Origin of the sequence: Streptomyces sp. Alt3 (genome assembly GCF_030719215.1) — a bacterium.
In the GTDB taxonomy this organism is placed as follows: domain Bacteria; phylum Actinomycetota; class Actinomycetes; order Streptomycetales; family Streptomycetaceae; genus Streptomyces; species Streptomyces glycanivorans.
This window is the reverse complement of sequence record NZ_CP120983.1, coordinates 4528139-4542517: the sequence shown is the minus strand read 5'-3', so window position 1 is coordinate 4542517 and position 14379 is coordinate 4528139. Positions and strand designations below refer to the sequence as shown.

The window sequence follows — 14379 nt, the reverse complement described above, 5'->3', positions numbered from 1 at the left end:
GTTTCCCGTCACCCGGCCGGCCCGGACGGCTCGTCCGGGTCCGTCGTCGGGCCGGACGACGGACCCGGCGCGGTGGATCCGTCCGACGGTGACGGCGTGGGGCCCGGCGGGTCCGTCGGGTCCGTCGGATCCGTGGGCGTCGGCGTCGGCGTCGGGTCCGGCGGACCGGTGGGATCCGTCGGGGTCGGTGTCGGATCCGTCGACGTGGGCGGGGAGGCCGGCGTGGACGGCGTGGGGCTCGGGAACCCGGACGACGGGTCCGGGGACGGCTCCGGACTCCCGGGGCGCGGGGCACCGTGGCCGGTGATCGCGACCGCGGAGCCCGACGGGGCGACCAGGACGCGGGTGCTCCAGGGGCCCTGCGGCTCGGCCGAGCGGTCCACGAACACGTAGAAGGTGGTGCTCCGGCCGGGGGCGAGCGTGCCGGACGTACGGGTGAGCCGCAGCCAGGGGGCGCCGGACCGGGCCGACCAGGCGACGGCTTCGTCACCCGTCGCGGTCAGGGTGATCGCCGTGCGGCCGCCGGACGAGCGGGCCGAGACACCGATCGAGCCCGCTCCCTCCGGGCCGGCGCCGACACTGATGACCTCGGCCGAGACGTCCGGGCTCCGGACGCCGTCCGTGAAGCCGCCGTCCCCGTCGGTACGGGCGTTGCCGGCGTTCTCGTAGTGGTCGTACGGATCGGCCTCGGAGCCGGGCTCCACATCCACGTCGGTGGCGGTGACCGAGGTGTCGCGCCCCTCGCCGGTCAGCGGCGCACCCCGGTAGGCGGCCCACAGGGCGATCACCGGGGCGGCGACGACCGTCGCCACGACCGTCGTCGTCACCACCCGGGCCCGCAGCCGGTCCCGCCGCGCGGCGTGGTCCTTGGGGTCCAGCGGGAAGCCGGTCCGGGCGAAGCGCGGGGCTCCGGACCGGTTCCTCCGGGCATGGGCCAGGGCGACGTGCACCGAGGGCCGGGGCGCCTCGACGACCGGCAGCGGGGCGGCCGGGGTGACGGCCGCCCCGGGCCAGGGACCGGAGGCACCGGCCCGCTCGGCGGCGCGACGGCAGCGGGGGCAGTCGTCGACGTGCCGGACGAGCTCGCGGCGCAGGGCCGCCGAGAGCAGCACCTGGTGGGTGCCGGTGAGCCGGGCGACCGCGGGACAGTTCCCGGTCTCCACGACGGCGAGAGCGGCGCGGGTGCGCTCCACCTCGCAGGCGGCACCGGCCAGGAGCTCCCGGGCGCTGCCGGGGTCGAGGCCCAGGACGGCAGCGACGGCGCGCGGCGGCAGGCCGTGGCGCACGGCGAGCTCCAGTGCCTCGCGCTGTTCGGGGCTGGTGCCCGCCGCCTCGGGCCAGGCCAGCTTCGCGAGTTCGCGTCGGCGCGCTTCGGCCGCCGGGGACTCGGCGGGGGCGCCGGGGGCGGCCCGCGCGACGCCCTGGGCGGCCGGATCACCGGCGCCCTCGTGCGGCGCGGCGCCCCGGCGGACCGGCCGCCGCCGGTGCGCCTGGCGGCCCCTGCGCTGCTCGGTGAGCACCCTCAGGCACGTCCACCTGGCCAGGGCGTAGAGCCAGGATTTACGTTCCTCCTCGGCCGCGGGGCACCGGCCGTCCTGCCGTTCGGCGATCGCCAGGACCGAGCCGAGCGCCTCGGTGGCGGCCTCGTGGTCGCAGAGCACGGAGAGGCAGTAGGTGAACAGGCCGTCGAGGTACGGCTCGTCACGTGCGGGCGACCGCCGCACCGCGGGGCGGGCCTCGCGACGGTGCGCCCGGTGTGCGCCGGTGGTGTGCGTGTGGGGCTCCAGCCTGCTGCTCGTCACCTTGCGACCGTAGGCAGATGTGGGAGGAACCCTGACAGCATTTTCCGACATTTAATCCTTACGGGTGACAGGCCCCCTCGAAAGGGGACAGGAATCCCGGATTCCTCCTGAAATACCGCATCGGGCACATGTTCGGCTCCCGTGACCGTGGTCGACTGATCGGCACTGTCGGACCGCACCTATACGGTGACGCCATGGCTGCCCGTACGAAATCCGCGAAGGACCGGCCGTCCTACCGCTGCACCGAATGCGGCTGGACGACCGCCAAATGGCTCGGCCGCTGCCCCGAGTGCCAGGCCTGGGGGACGGTCGAGGAGTTCGGCGGCGCCCCCGCTGTCCGCACGACCGCTGCGGGCCGGGTCTCGTCCGCCGCCCTGCCGATCGGCCAGGTCGACAGCCGGCAGGCCACCGCCCGCTCGACCGGGGTTGGCGAGCTGGACCGCGTCCTCGGCGGAGGCCTCGTGCCCGGTGCCGTCGTGCTGCTCGCGGGCGAGCCCGGCGTCGGCAAGTCGACGCTGCTGCTGGACGTGGCGGCCAAGGCGGCGAGCGACGACCACCGCACGCTCTACGTCACGGCCGAGGAGTCCGCCAGCCAGGTGCGGATGCGGGCCGACCGGATCCGGGCGATCAACGACCACCTGTACCTGGCCGCCGAGACCGACCTCTCGGCGGTCCTGGGGCATCTGGACGCGGTCAAGCCGTCCCTCCTCGTCCTCGACTCGGTGCAGACGGTGGCCTCCCCGGAGATCGACGGCGCGCCCGGCGGCATGGCGCAGGTCCGCGAGGTCGCGGGCGCGCTCATCCGGGCCTCGAAGGAGCGCGGCATGTCGACGCTCCTGGTGGGCCATGTGACCAAGGACGGCGCGATCGCTGGGCCCCGGCTCCTGGAGCACCTCGTCGACGTGGTGCTCTCCTTCGAGGGCGACCGGCACGCGCGCCTGCGGCTGGTGCGCGGCGTCAAGAACAGGTACGGCGCCACCGACGAGGTCGGCTGCTTCGAGCTGCACGACGAGGGCATCACCGGCCTGGCGGACCCCTCCGGGCTCTTCCTCACCCGCCGCGACGAGCCGGTCCCCGGCACCTGTCTCACGGTCACCCTCGAGGGCAAGCGCCCGCTCGTCGCCGAGGTGCAGGCGCTGACGGTCGACTCGCAGATCCCCTCACCCCGGCGCACCACCTCGGGTCTGGAGACCTCCCGCGTCTCGATGATGCTGGCCGTCCTCGAACAGCGTGGCCGGATCAGCGCGCTCGGCAAGCGGGACATCTACAGCGCGACGGTCGGTGGCGTGAAGCTCACGGAACCGGCCGCGGACCTCGCGATCGCCCTGGCCCTGGCCAGCGCGGCCAGCGACACACCGCTCCCGAAGAACCTGGTCGCGATCGGTGAGGTGGGCCTCGCCGGGGAGGTCAGAAGGGTCACGGGGGTCCAGCGCAGGCTGGCGGAGGCGTACCGTCTCGGGTTCAAGCACGCCCTGGTCCCGAGGGACCCCGGGCAGGTCCCGGCCGGCATGAAGGTCACGGAAGTGGCCGACATGGGTGACGCCCTGAGAGTCCTCCCCCGCCGGTCTCGGACGGACGGACCACAGGAGGAGGGCGCACGCCGGTAGACTTTGCCCTGGTCTCGCCCGCCCGTACGACGGTATGAGCGACGAAAGGGCACCGCAAACCTGTGACCGGAGGAGTGCAGTGGCAGCCAACGACCGGGCAGCATCGCCCGGAAAGTCCGGCCAAGGCACAAGCAACGAGGCGCTCATGCGCGCCTCGTTGAGCGCCGTCGCGCCCGGGACGGCTCTCCGCGACGGCCTGGAGCGCATTCTCCGCGGCAACACCGGCGGTCTGATCGTCCTCGGCATGGACAGGACCGTCGAATCCATGTGTACGGGCGGCTTCGTGCTCGACGTGGAGTTCGCCGCGACGCGCCTGCGCGAGCTGTGCAAGCTGGACGGCGCGATGATCCTCGACAAGGAGATGACGAAGATCCTGCGGGCCGGCGTCCAGCTGGTCCCGGACGCCTCCATCCCCACCGAGGAGACGGGTACGCGCCACCGCACGGCCGACCGGGTCTCCAAGGCGTGCGGCTTCCCGGTGGTGTCGGTCTCCCAGTCGATGCGCCTGATCGCGCTGTACGTCGACGGGGAGCGGCGGGTCCTGGAGGAGTCCTCCGCGATCCTGTCCCGCGCCAACCAGGCGCTCGCCACCCTGGAGCGCTACAAGCTCAGGCTGGACGAGGTCGCCGGGACGCTCTCCGCGCTGGAGATCGAGGACCTGGTGACGGTCCGCGACGTGACGGCGGTCTCGCAGCGGCTGGAGATGGTGCGCCGGATCGCGACCGAGATCGCGGAGTACGTGGTGGAGCTGGGCACCGACGGCCGTCTCCTGGCCCTCCAGCTGGACGAGTTGATCGCCGGTGTGGAGCCGGAGCGTGAGCTGGTCGTACGCGACTACGTCCCCGAGCCGACCGCGAAGCGGTCCCGCACGGTCGCGGAGGCGCTGGCCGAGCTGGACACGCTCACCCACACCGAGCTGCTCGAACTTCCCGTGGTGGCAAGGGCGCTCGGATACAGCGGCTCCCCGGAGACGCTGGACTCGGCGGTCTCCCCGCGGGGCTACCGGCTGCTGGCGAAGGTGCCGCGGCTGCCCGGAGCGATCATCGAGCGTCTGGTGGAGCACTTCGGCGGCCTGCAGAAGCTCCTCGCCGCGAGCGTGGACGACCTCCAGGCCGTGGACGGCGTCGGCGAGGCGCGGGCCCGGAGCGTGCGGGAGGGACTCTCGCGACTGGCGGAGTCCTCGATCCTGGAGCGGTACGTCTAGAACCCACCTCGTCACGGCCCCTCCGGGCCGGACGCGCCCGAGCCCCGCCGGTCCTGACCGGCGGGGCTCGGGCTTGAGTCCGTGAGGCGCCGGCTCAGTTCGCGGAGTCGAGCTTCGTGCGCTGCTCGGGGGTCAGTTCGAGGTCCACCGCGGCCAGGCTCTCGTCGAGCTGCGCGACCGACGACGCGCCGACCAGGGGGAGGATCGGGATGTCTCCGCCCAGGAGCCACGACAGGACGACCTGGTTGGCGGTCGCCCCGGTCTCCTCCGTCACCTCGGCCAGGGCCGCGAGGCGGGGCTGGGTGCCGGCGTGCTCGAAGCCCGGGCCCAGGGGCTTGTCGTCACGGACGTACGCGCCGGAGAGCAGAGGCGTGTAGGCGACCTGGGTGAGCGAGGGCGTGGCCCGGACGTAGCTGAGCAGGTCGCCGCCGGCGAGTCCCTGGTTGCCGTCGGGGGAGCGCAGGCTCGGGGTGTCCATGCGCTGGCGCAGGTAGCTGTGGTGGTGCTGGAGCACCTCGTAGCCGGGCAGTCCCGCGGCCGCGGCCAGCGCACGGGCACGCTCCACCCGCCAGGCCCAGTGGTTGCTCGCGCCGAGCAGTCCGGCGATGCCGTCCTCCACGACCCCGCCGAAGGCCTCGACGGTCTCCTCCAGGGGAGTGTGCTCGTCCATGACGTGCGCGTAGAGCAGGTGGATCCGCTCGATACCGAGCCGGTCGCGGCTGCGCTCGGCGGACTCACGGATCACCTTGGCCGAAAGCCCCTCGATGTCGAGGCTGAACCCGCTGGTAGGAGCGTTCGGGCGGGCACCCAGCTTGGTGGCGAAGGTGATCTCGTCACCGATTCCACGGCTGCGGATCCAGCGCCCGAGCAGTTCCTCGCTCTCACCACCCTGCGTCCCGTTGAACCAGAACGAGTAGTTGTTGGACGTGTCGATGAAGGTTCCGCCCGCCTCCACGAAGCGGTCGAGAAGAGCGAAGGACGTCGCCTCGTCGGTCGCCGTTCCGAAAAGCATCGAACCGAGACTCACCACGCTGACCTCGCGGCGGGTCTTCGGGTCGCTGCCGATGACGCGGTATTTCATGTGCATCCAATCCGGAAGGGGTTCCGTGCTCAGAAGACGGAATCATTAATTCTGTGTCGAAAATGTTTGAACGGCGGAAACGGACTGCGCCATCGTCTCCGCCACGGCTTCGAGATGGGGGACCAGAAAGAAGTGCCCCCCGCTGAAGACGTGGAGCCGGAAGCTGTCCGTCGTGTGGTCGGCCCACGCCTCCGCCATCGGAATGTCCACCCGCGGGTCGCTGTCCCCGATGAACGCGGTGACGGGGCAGTCGAGTCGGGGGGCGCCCTGGTAGCGGTACGTCTCCGTGGCGACGTAGTCGCTCCGTACGGCCGGAAGGATAGCGTCCAGCAGGTCCGGGTTCCTCAGCATCTGGGCATTCGTGCCGCCCAAGTACTCCATGTCGGCGATGAGTTCCTCGTCGGTCGCGAGGTGTACCGAGCCCGGTGCGGGGATGGACGGGGCGCGTCGCCCCGACACGAACAGCGCGGTCGGCTCGGCCCCGTTCTCGCGCAGCCGGCAGGCGACCTCGAAAGCCAGGGTGGCGCCCATGCTGTGGCCGAAGAGGGCGAAGGGCTGCCCGACCCGGTCGGCCAGTTCGGCGGCGACGGCGTCGGCCAGGTCCGTCAGGCTCTCGATGCAGGGCTCGTTGAACCGCTCCTGGCGGCCCGGGTACTGCACGGTGAGCATCTCGATGCCGGGTGCGAGAAGGGCCGAGAGCGGGTGGAAGTACGAGGCGTTGCCACCGGCGTGCGGGAAGCAGAAGAGCCGCGGCGCACCGGGGTCGGCGGCGTGGAAGCGGCGCAGCCAGGGGGTGTCGGGCAGGTCCGCGCTCATCGGGCCCGGGCCGTGATCGGCACCCGCTTGTAGCCGGAGACGAAGTTCGATGCCAGACGCTCGGGCTTGCCGGCGGGCCGGAAGTCCTCGAAACGGGTGAGGAGTTCCTCGAAGAGGATCCGCAGCGTGACCCGGGCGACGCTGTGGCCGATGCAGTAGTGCGGGCCGATCCCGAAGGCGATGTGCTTGTTGGGCTTGCGGCGGATGTCGAAGGTGGCGGCGTCGGGGAAGACCGCCTCGTCCCGGTTGGCGGCGCCGAGCCAGACCACAACCGCGTCCCCCTCGGCGATCCGGGTGTTGCGTACCTCCGTGTCCCGGGTGGCGTAGCGCAGGAAGTGGTTGACCGGGGAGGCCCAGCGCAGCGCCTCCTCGACGGCGGTGTTGTTGACCTCCGGATGGGCGGCCCAGTCCTCCAGCACTCCGCTGTCGATGAACTGCGCCATGACGTAGTTCGGCGAGTGCGGGGTGGTGACGTTGGCCCCCAGGAGCAGGCTGTAGCAGTTCGCCACGATCTCACCGGAGTCCATGTGGCGACCCTCGAACTCGGTGGAGATCAGCACACTGAGCAGGTCGTCGCCGAGGTTGCCGCGACGGAAGCGGACGAGGTCCTGGAAGTAGGCGAACAACTCCCGGTGCGCGGTCTCCAGGGTGGCCGCCTTGCCGCCCGCGTCCTGGTAGTCCGGGTCGTCCGCGGCTATGCAGACCGTGGTGAGACGGCTGAGCCAGGGCCAGTCGGTGCTGGGCAGACCCATCATCGTGCCGGTCACGGACATCGGCATGGCCAGCATCGCCTCGGCGAAGTCGAAGGTGCCACCGTCCCCGAGCGGACTGATCAGATCGATGATCAGCGGTCGGATCATGTCCTTCTGGCGCTCCACGGCCTTGACCGCCAGTGCCTTCTTCAACCGGGTCTGCATCTCGGTGTGCCGGGGCGGGTCGGTGACGGCCAGCTGCTTCCCGCCGGCCGGGTCGTCCGTGCCCAGGAGGTCGAGCATGGTGCCGCGCTCGGAGGTGAAGACCGCGGTGTCGCGCAGTACCCGCTCGGCGTCGTCGAACCCGACGATGTTCCAGAACCCCCGCTTGTCGTCGACCTCCTGCCGGGTCAGCGTGTCGAGGCCGCGCATCCGCTGCCAGACGGCGTGCGCGTCGCCGTCGGTGTAGAGCAGCGGGTCGACGAGGTCGGTGGCTCCCGGATGTACGGGGCATCTGGAAATCGGGGCGTCGTGGACTTTCAACTGCTGTTGTCCTTCCGTCCGGTTCGGGGCCGACCTCCCGGAATTCACGTGGGAAGAGTGGCGCGGGACAACATACAGGCGAACCACGGAAATAGGCATCGCTTTCCGGCCACGTGACACGGGTCAAGCCACTTTGTCGAAACTTTGAATTCGGCGCGTTAAGGACTACACCGAGGCCGCCAAGATCACCCTTGACGCGTCATATTCAGGTGACGTAGCGTCCCCCCGGCTACGAACGGGCCCCTTTCCCACTCACTTCGGAGTCGGGAAGGCTGGGGGCATGGGCGGCCGTACACGGGGGGAATTCTCAGTGTTACCCGAATGTGAATTAGCTGATGGTCCCTGGTACCCGGCCACCCCGATGCAACAGGGCCTGTGGGTACTGGACCGCGACGAACTGCTGCGGCCGACGCAGCTGGTCCCCTCGGTCGTCGAGTTCACCGGGACGGTGGACCACCCGCTGCTGGTATCGGCGGTCCGCCGCGCGCTGGGCAGGCATCCGTCGCTACGCGCCCGCTTCCGGCTTGATCTGAAGCATCGCCGGGTCGAGTACAGCACCCATGAGGAGCCGGCCGACGCCGGGTTCCTCGACGCGGCCGCCGAGGGCTGGACCGAGGACGAGATCGACCGGTTGGTGCGGGCTCTGTGCGGCACCCCGTTCGACCTGGCCACCGAGGCACCGGCACGGGCCGAGGTCATCCGGATCGGCGCCGATCGCACCCTCCTGGTGCTCACCTCGCACCACATCGTGTTCGACGGTCTGTCACGCACGATGCTGCTGGAGGAGATCTTCACCGTCTACCGTGCCGGACTGGCCGGCGTGGAACCGGAATTGAGCAGCCCTCCGCATCCCGCCTCGGTGGTCGCCACACCGTCCGCCCAGGACGTGGCCGCTCAGGTCGAGGAGGTGGTCGAGCGGCTGCGCGGCGCCCCCACCGAGGTGCCGCTCCCCTTCGAGCGCTCCGGCACCGCCAAAGAGGAAACGTCACTTCTCGGTACCACCATCACTACCGGCCTCGATCCGGAACGCACCGCCGGTGCCCTGGCGGTGGCGTCCGAGGAGGGCTGCACCACCTTCATGCTGGGCGTCGCGCTGCTGGCCGGGACCCTGGCCCGCCGCAGCACCCAGCGGGACTTCCTCATCGCCTTCGCCTGGCCGGGCCGCGACCACCCGGACGCCGCCGACGTCATCGGCATGTTCATCACCACCGTGGTGCTACGCGTGTCACTCGAACCCGACACCACGTGGCGCGAGCTGCTGGGCAACGCGCGCATCAGCAGCATGGAGGCGTTCATGGACAGCGACGTACCGCTGGACGCCATCTCCGCCGAGCTCAATCCCGACCGCAACGCCCTCTGGCCGCCCCTGACCCCGGTGCTCCTCAACCTGGACGACGCGCCGCACGCTCCCGAACTCGCGCCGGGCGTCACGGGCCGACTGCGCCCGCTGGACCCGCTGTACATCAAGTACGACCTCGCCCTGTTCGTCCGCGTCGAGGACGGTGCCGACGGACGGCGTCTCGAGCTGTCCCTGGACTACCCCGCAGACGTCAGCGACCACTCCACCGTGTCCGCCTTCCTGTCGGATCTGCGGCGCAGCGCCGCGGACCTTGCCACTTCTCCGGAGGAAACCGTGCTCGAACAGTCCATAGACGCGATCGATCTCGACGACCCCGCCCAGCGGCTCGACCTCGTACGGTCCATCTGGCAGGAGGTCCTGCAGAGCGACGACATCGAGGACGACGTCAGCTTCTTCGAGTCGGGCGGCGACTCCCTCCTCCTCGTGGTGCTCGTCGAGCGGCTGAGCCAGGCGTCGGGCCGCATGCTGCGGACGGTGGACCTCTTCAGATCCGCCACGGTGAGAGGCCAGGCGGACCTGCTCGCGGCCCCCTCAACGGAGCCGCGGGAGGCCGCCGCCCCCGCCGACGGCCGCCTCGGCATGCTGGACGCCGCCCGCAACCGGCGCGCGACCGAAGAGGCCGTCTGATGACCTGCGCGGACCTGGCCGTCTCCGTCCTCGGTGAGGGGACGGACCCCGCGGACTTCGCCACCGACAGCTTCATCGCACTCGGCGGCGACTCGCTGCGCGCCATGCGCCTGGCCGCACTGGCCGAGGAACAGCTGGGTCTGCGCATCGCGGCGGCGGCGCTGCTGAGCGAGACCCCGCTCGCGACCGTGCTCTCCGGCGCGGAACCGGTCACCGGGACCGACGGGGAGCCCGCGGCCGCCGACGTCTCCGACGACGGCGCCCTCTCCCCGCGCAGCGCGGGATGTGGCTCATCGAGAGCCTGGCCGGCGGTTCCCCGTACAACCTGGTGTTCACGTGCTTCGTCGAGGACGGCACTCTGGACCGGGACTACCTCGCGAAGGCACTGGCCGAGACCACCGGCCGCCACGAGGGGCTGCGCACCGTCTTCCGCGAAACGGACAGCGACGTCGTGCGCGAGGTCCTTTCCGCCCACGTACCGGAACTGACGACGTACGTGTACGACGGCCCGGCGGCGGGGTTCGAGGAGTACGTCCGCGACGAGGGCGCCCGGCAGGGACGCAGGCCCTTCGACCTGTCCGCGGCCCCCGCCTACCGGTGGCTGCACTTCTCGCGGCCGGGGGGCGGCGAGGCGGTCGTCCTGGCCGCTCATCACATGGTGCTCGACGGCTGGGCGGTGGGGCTGCTCCTCACGGAGGTCTTCGCCCGCTACGGCGCACTCGCCGACGGAGCGGCCGAGCCGGACCTCGGCCCCGACGTACCGGTGGGAGTGCTCGCCCGCCGCCAGGAGGCCCTGCGCGCCACGGGCGTGTGGGACAGCCAGGCCGAGCTGTGGAAGCGCCACCTCGACGGGGTGCCCAGGGTCCTGGAACTGCCCGCCGACCGCCAACGCCCGGCCGTCCAGGACGCCACGGGCGGCCGCAGCGCACTGGACCTGGGCCCCGGGACGACCGCGGCGGTGGCCGGGAGGGCGCGGGAACTCGGCATCACCCCGTACGCCTTCCTGCTCGGCGCCTTCGGCCTGACCCTGAGCCGGCGGACGGGCAGCCGCAGTCTGCTCGTCGGTGTGCCGCTGCTCGGCCGCGGGTTCTCCGAGCTGGAGCACCTGGTGGCGGTGACGGGCAACCTGGTCCCGGTACGCGTCGACGTCGACGACGAGGCCACCGCCGCCGGGTATCTCCGCTCGGTGCACGCGTCCCTGGGGCGCAGCATCGACGCCGGGGACCTGCCCTTCGAGGAGCTGGTCGCCCGCGTGGGTGTCGAGCGAGGTCTCGGCTGCCACCCTCTCGTGCAGGTCTGCTTCGGCATGCACGACCAGCTCGTGCCACAGGGACTGGACGCGGGTTCCGTCCGGCTGCGGGTCGAGGAAGGGCACGGCGGCGGTTCGCAGTTCGACCTCACGATGCTCATCGGGCACGCCGATCCGTCCTTCTCCGGTCATGTGGAGTACGCGACGAGCGTCTGGACCGAGGACGAGACCCGCGCGTTCGTCGCGGACTTCCGCGCGGCGGTCGAGCAGCTGGCCACGGACCCTGCCGCCAGGCTGGAGGACGTCCGCTGCGTGTCCGCCGCGAGCCGCGCCCGGCTCGACGGGATCAACACGGCGGCCGACGACTTCCCCGACAGCTCCCTCGACGCGCTCTTCCGGGAGGTGGCCGCGCGCACACCGGACGCCGTCGCCGTCCGCGACGAGGCGTCGGCTCTCACCTACGCCCGGCTGGCGGACGCCGCCGCCGAGCAGGCGCGCCTGCTGCGGGAGGCCGGTGTCGGACCGGGCGACCGGGTACTGGTCGGCGTGGACCGGTCGGTCGCCGAGGCCGTCGCCGTGCTGGGCGTGCAGTGGGCGGGCGCGGCGTACGTCGGTGTGGAGCAGGGCGTGACCGACGCCCATCTGGCCCGGATCGTGGCGCGCGCCGCACCGGCCGCGGTGCTGGCGGGGCCGGTGTCCGGGCCCGCCGCGGCGCGGGCCGCCGCGCTCGGCGTCCGCCCGGTCGCCACGTGGGAGCCGTCCTGGCCCGCCGCCACCGAGGGCGGCGCCGCGCCGTTCGCGCCGGAGGACCCCGCGCGGCTCGCCTACGTGGCCTTCACCTCGGGGTCGACCGGTGAGCCCAAGGGAGTGTCCGTACCGCACCGCGCCGTGATCCGGCTGGTCCACGAGGCCGGCTTCGTGCGGCTGGGGCCCGGCGAGCGGATGCTGCGGCTGTCGCCGCTGGCCTTCGACGCCTCGACGCTGGAGCTGTGGGGTGCGCTGCTGACCGGGGCGACCCTTGAGGTCCACCCGCCCGGCCTGGCCTCGCCGACCGAGCTCGGCGCCTTCCTGCGGGAGCGCGGGATCACCGTCGCCTGGCTCACCGCGGGCCTGTTCCGTCTGGTCGAGGAGTTCGCCCCCGACTCGTTCGCCGGGGTGCGCCAGTTGCTGACGGGCGGCGACGTCGTACCGCACGACCACGTGGCACGCGCGCTCACCCGCCACCCGGGCCTGGTCGTCACCAACGGCTACGGGCCGACGGAGAACACCACCTTCACCACCACCCACTCGGTGGAGCGGCCCGAGGACGTCGACGGCCCGCTGCCGATCGGCACCCCGGTGCCGGGCACCCACGTGTACGTGCTCGACGAGCGCCGACGGATCGTGCCGGCGGGAGCGGTCGGCGAACTCTACGCGGGTGGTGCCGGGCTGGCCGACGGCTACCTCGGCGACGAGGCCGGGACGGCGCGCTCGTTCGGGACGTTCTCACCGGACGTCGGCGAACGCCTCTATCGCACGGGCGACGTCGTACGGATGGACGGCCTGGGGCGGCTGCGCTTCCTCGGCCGGGCGGACGACCAGGTCAAGCTGCGCGGCTACCGGGTCGAGCTGGGCGCGATCGGCGACGTCCTGACCGCTCACCCCGGAGTGCTGGACGCCGTCGTGCACGTCACGGACGGCGACAGCGCGGAGAAGCGTCTCGTGGCCTCGGTGGTACTGACCCCCGGAGGCGGGACCGACGCGGTCGCCCTGCGCGCCCTGCTCAAGGAGCGGCTCCCGGCCTACATGGTGCCGAGCCTCTGGGCCGTCGTGGACCGCCTCCCCCTGACCGTCAACGGCAAGGTCGACCTGCGCGCCCTGGCGGCACGCGCGGTGCCGGCCGCGCGGGCCGGCCCGTGGCCGGGGCCGGGGCGGGCACCGTGGCCGCACCGGTGGAGACGGAGCAGACCGCCCCCGGCCCGGCGGAGGAGCCCACCCCCTCCCTGTCGGAGCGGATCGCGGAGCTGTTCACCGCGGTCATCGAGGACCCCGAGGCGGCCGTCGCCGTGACGGGCGACACCGACTTCTTCATGGTGGGCGGCAACTCCCTCGGCGCGGTCCGGCTCATGCGCAGGCTCAAGGCGGAACTGGGAGTGAGCGTACGTCTGCGCGACTTCCTGCTGGCCCCGACACCGGACGGTCTCCGGGCACTCGTGGAGAAGGCCGGCGCCGAGTGAACCGCACACGGACGAAGGCCCCGTCGCTGTCCCTGCCGGACGGCGCCGGGGCCCCGGAGTGGGACGAAGGGCTGGAGTGCTGGGTCGTCGCCGACCCCGGGCTGGCCCGGCAAATCCTCAACCACACCGGCTTCACCTCCGGGACCTTCGAGCGTTCCTTCCAGCTGTACATGACGGAGGCGTCGCGCGAGGAGTACCGCGAACTCACGGACTTCCTGCGGCTCTGGTTCGTCCAGACCGACGCCCCGGAGCACGCGGCGCTGCGCCGCCCCGTGCAGCGGATCATGTCCGCGTCGTACGTCCGCTCCCTCGCTCCGCGGATCGAGGAGATCACCGAGGAGTGCCTCGACGATCTCGCCGCGGCCCGGCCGCACGACGTGATGCCGACGGTCGCCGACGGCATCTCCGGCAAGGTCATGGCGCACGTGGTCGGAGTCGGTGAGCAGCCGGCGGTGCTGCACCGCTGGTCGCGGGCACTGTCCCTGTTCATCGGCGCCATGTACCGGCGCGACCACGCGGAGGGGGCGCACACCGCGATGGAGGAGATGGCGGAGGCGCTGTCCCGGGCCTCCGCCCCCGCGGCCTTCCCGCGTGACACCCCGCTCGACCGTGCCCGTACGACCGCGACCTGGGCGATGAACCTCTTCGGCGGACTGGAGACGACGGCGTCCCTCCTCGGCTCGGTCATCCTGACCGCGCTCGGCGACAAGGCCGTCTGGGACGCGGTCCGCGAGGAGCGGGAGGGCGCCGTGGAGGCGCTCGTGGAGTCCGTGCTCGTGGCGAGGCCCCCGCTGAGGCACCTCGGACGTGTCGTCGCCTACGACCAGGAGGTCGGCGGGAGCCGGCTGAAGGAAGGCGATCTGGTGCTCGTCAGCCTCACCGGCGACGGGCTGCTCACGGAAGGGGAACCCGCTACCCCGGCCACCGGCTGCCCGGTCACCGGAGCCGCAGCCGTGAGCGGGACGGACGAGGGGGCGGGACGCCCGGAGCAGCACCTCGTCTTCGGCCACGGACCGCACTACTGCGTCGGCGCGCCGCTCGCCCGTCTGGAGGCGGCCGTGCTGCTGCGCCGGTTCGCGAAGCGGTTCCCCGACGCCCGGCTCGCCGGCGAGGCCGCCGTCTGGGGCCCCAACCTCTCGTACGTGGGCCTCGACCACCTCTACGTCGACCTGGGGGTGTGAG

The 14379-nt window shown here is 72.2% G+C and carries 10 protein-coding genes and 1 pseudogene; 7 read left to right on the top strand and 4 right to left on the bottom strand.

Annotation, left to right across the window (positions count from 1 at the left end):
- Positions 1-8: 8 nt before the first annotated feature.
- Positions 9-1802: a BACON domain-containing protein gene (locus tag P8A20_RS20015; RefSeq protein WP_147958883.1), complete on the bottom strand. Its 1794-nt coding sequence runs from the start codon at positions 1800-1802 to the stop codon at positions 9-11.
- A 194-nt stretch (positions 1803-1996) separates the two neighbouring features.
- On the opposite strand from P8A20_RS20015, the gene radA reads away from it, so the two are divergent.
- The gene (radA, locus tag P8A20_RS20010; protein ID WP_147958882.1) at positions 1997-3409 is read left to right on the top strand and encodes a DNA repair protein RadA; all 1413 of its coding nucleotides are present in this window, start codon (positions 1997-1999) and stop codon (positions 3407-3409) included.
- A 79-nt stretch (positions 3410-3488) separates the two neighbouring features.
- On the top strand, positions 3489-4613 hold the full coding sequence (gene disA, locus P8A20_RS20005; RefSeq protein ID WP_147958881.1) for a DNA integrity scanning diadenylate cyclase DisA: 1125 nt from the start codon (positions 3489-3491) through the stop codon (positions 4611-4613).
- A 94-nt stretch (positions 4614-4707) separates the two neighbouring features.
- On the opposite strand, the gene P8A20_RS20000 is transcribed toward disA, so the two are convergent.
- The 3 genes from P8A20_RS20000 to P8A20_RS19990 are packed head-to-tail and all read right to left on the bottom strand — an operon-like array spanning position 4708 to position 7745.
- Positions 4708-5694, bottom strand: coding sequence for an aldo/keto reductase (locus P8A20_RS20000; protein WP_147958880.1), 987 nt, complete (start codon positions 5692-5694; stop codon positions 4708-4710).
- 45 nt (positions 5695-5739) lie between these two features.
- Positions 5740-6510 carry a thioesterase II family protein gene (locus P8A20_RS19995; protein WP_147958879.1) on the bottom strand — a complete coding sequence of 257 codons (771 nt, stop codon included), beginning with the start codon at positions 6508-6510 and terminating at the stop codon, positions 5740-5742.
- Positions 6507-7745: a cytochrome P450 gene (locus P8A20_RS19990; protein ID WP_147958878.1), complete on the bottom strand. Its 1239-nt coding sequence runs from the start codon at positions 7743-7745 to the stop codon at positions 6507-6509. Before P8A20_RS19990 ends, P8A20_RS19995 begins: the two co-directional genes overlap by 4 nt.
- Before the next feature lie 280 nt (positions 7746-8025).
- On the opposite strand from P8A20_RS19990, the gene P8A20_RS19985 reads away from it, so the two are divergent.
- The 5 genes and pseudogenes from P8A20_RS19985 (at position 8026) to P8A20_RS19965 (ending at position 14378) form a co-directional block, all read left to right on the top strand.
- Complete coding sequence (locus P8A20_RS19985; protein WP_306103968.1) at positions 8026-9732, top strand: condensation domain-containing protein; 1707 nt, start codon at positions 8026-8028, stop codon at positions 9730-9732.
- Positions 9732-9842 (top strand): annotated as a pseudogene (locus P8A20_RS19980) (hypothetical protein); the annotation flags it as partial. The gene P8A20_RS19985 and the pseudogene P8A20_RS19980, both read left to right, overlap by 1 nt.
- A gap of 173 nt (positions 9843-10015) precedes the next feature.
- On the top strand, positions 10016-13030 hold the full coding sequence (locus P8A20_RS19975) for a non-ribosomal peptide synthetase (RefSeq protein ID WP_306103967.1): 3015 nt from the start codon (positions 10016-10018) through the stop codon (positions 13028-13030).
- Positions 13027-13197, top strand: coding sequence for an acyl carrier protein (locus P8A20_RS19970; protein ID WP_306103966.1), 171 nt, complete (start codon positions 13027-13029; stop codon positions 13195-13197). The genes P8A20_RS19975 and P8A20_RS19970 overlap by 4 nt, the downstream gene beginning before the upstream one ends.
- A complete protein-coding gene (locus P8A20_RS19965) occupies positions 13194-14378 on the top strand; it encodes a cytochrome P450 family protein (protein WP_306103965.1) in 1185 nt (394 codons plus the stop codon). The genes P8A20_RS19970 and P8A20_RS19965 overlap by 4 nt, the downstream gene beginning before the upstream one ends.
- Position 14379: the final 1 nt, after the last annotated feature.

What these genes read in the sequence shown, in the direction of transcription:
- P8A20_RS19985 (WP_306103968.1), top strand. Translation starts at nt 8,026, where the DNA reads ATGGGCGGCCGTACACGGGGGGAATTCTCAGTGTTACCCGAATGTGAA.
- P8A20_RS20000 (WP_147958880.1), bottom strand. Translation starts at nt 5,694, where the DNA reads ATGAAATACCGCGTCATCGGCAGCGACCCGAAGACCCGCCGCGAGGTC.
- radA (WP_147958882.1), top strand. Translation starts at nt 1,997, where the DNA reads ATGGCTGCCCGTACGAAATCCGCGAAGGACCGGCCGTCCTACCGCTGC.
- P8A20_RS19995 (WP_147958879.1), bottom strand. Translation starts at nt 6,510, where the DNA reads ATGAGCGCGGACCTGCCCGACACCCCCTGGCTGCGCCGCTTCCACGCC.
- P8A20_RS19975 (WP_306103967.1), top strand. Translation starts at nt 10,016, where the DNA reads ATGTGGCTCATCGAGAGCCTGGCCGGCGGTTCCCCGTACAACCTGGTG.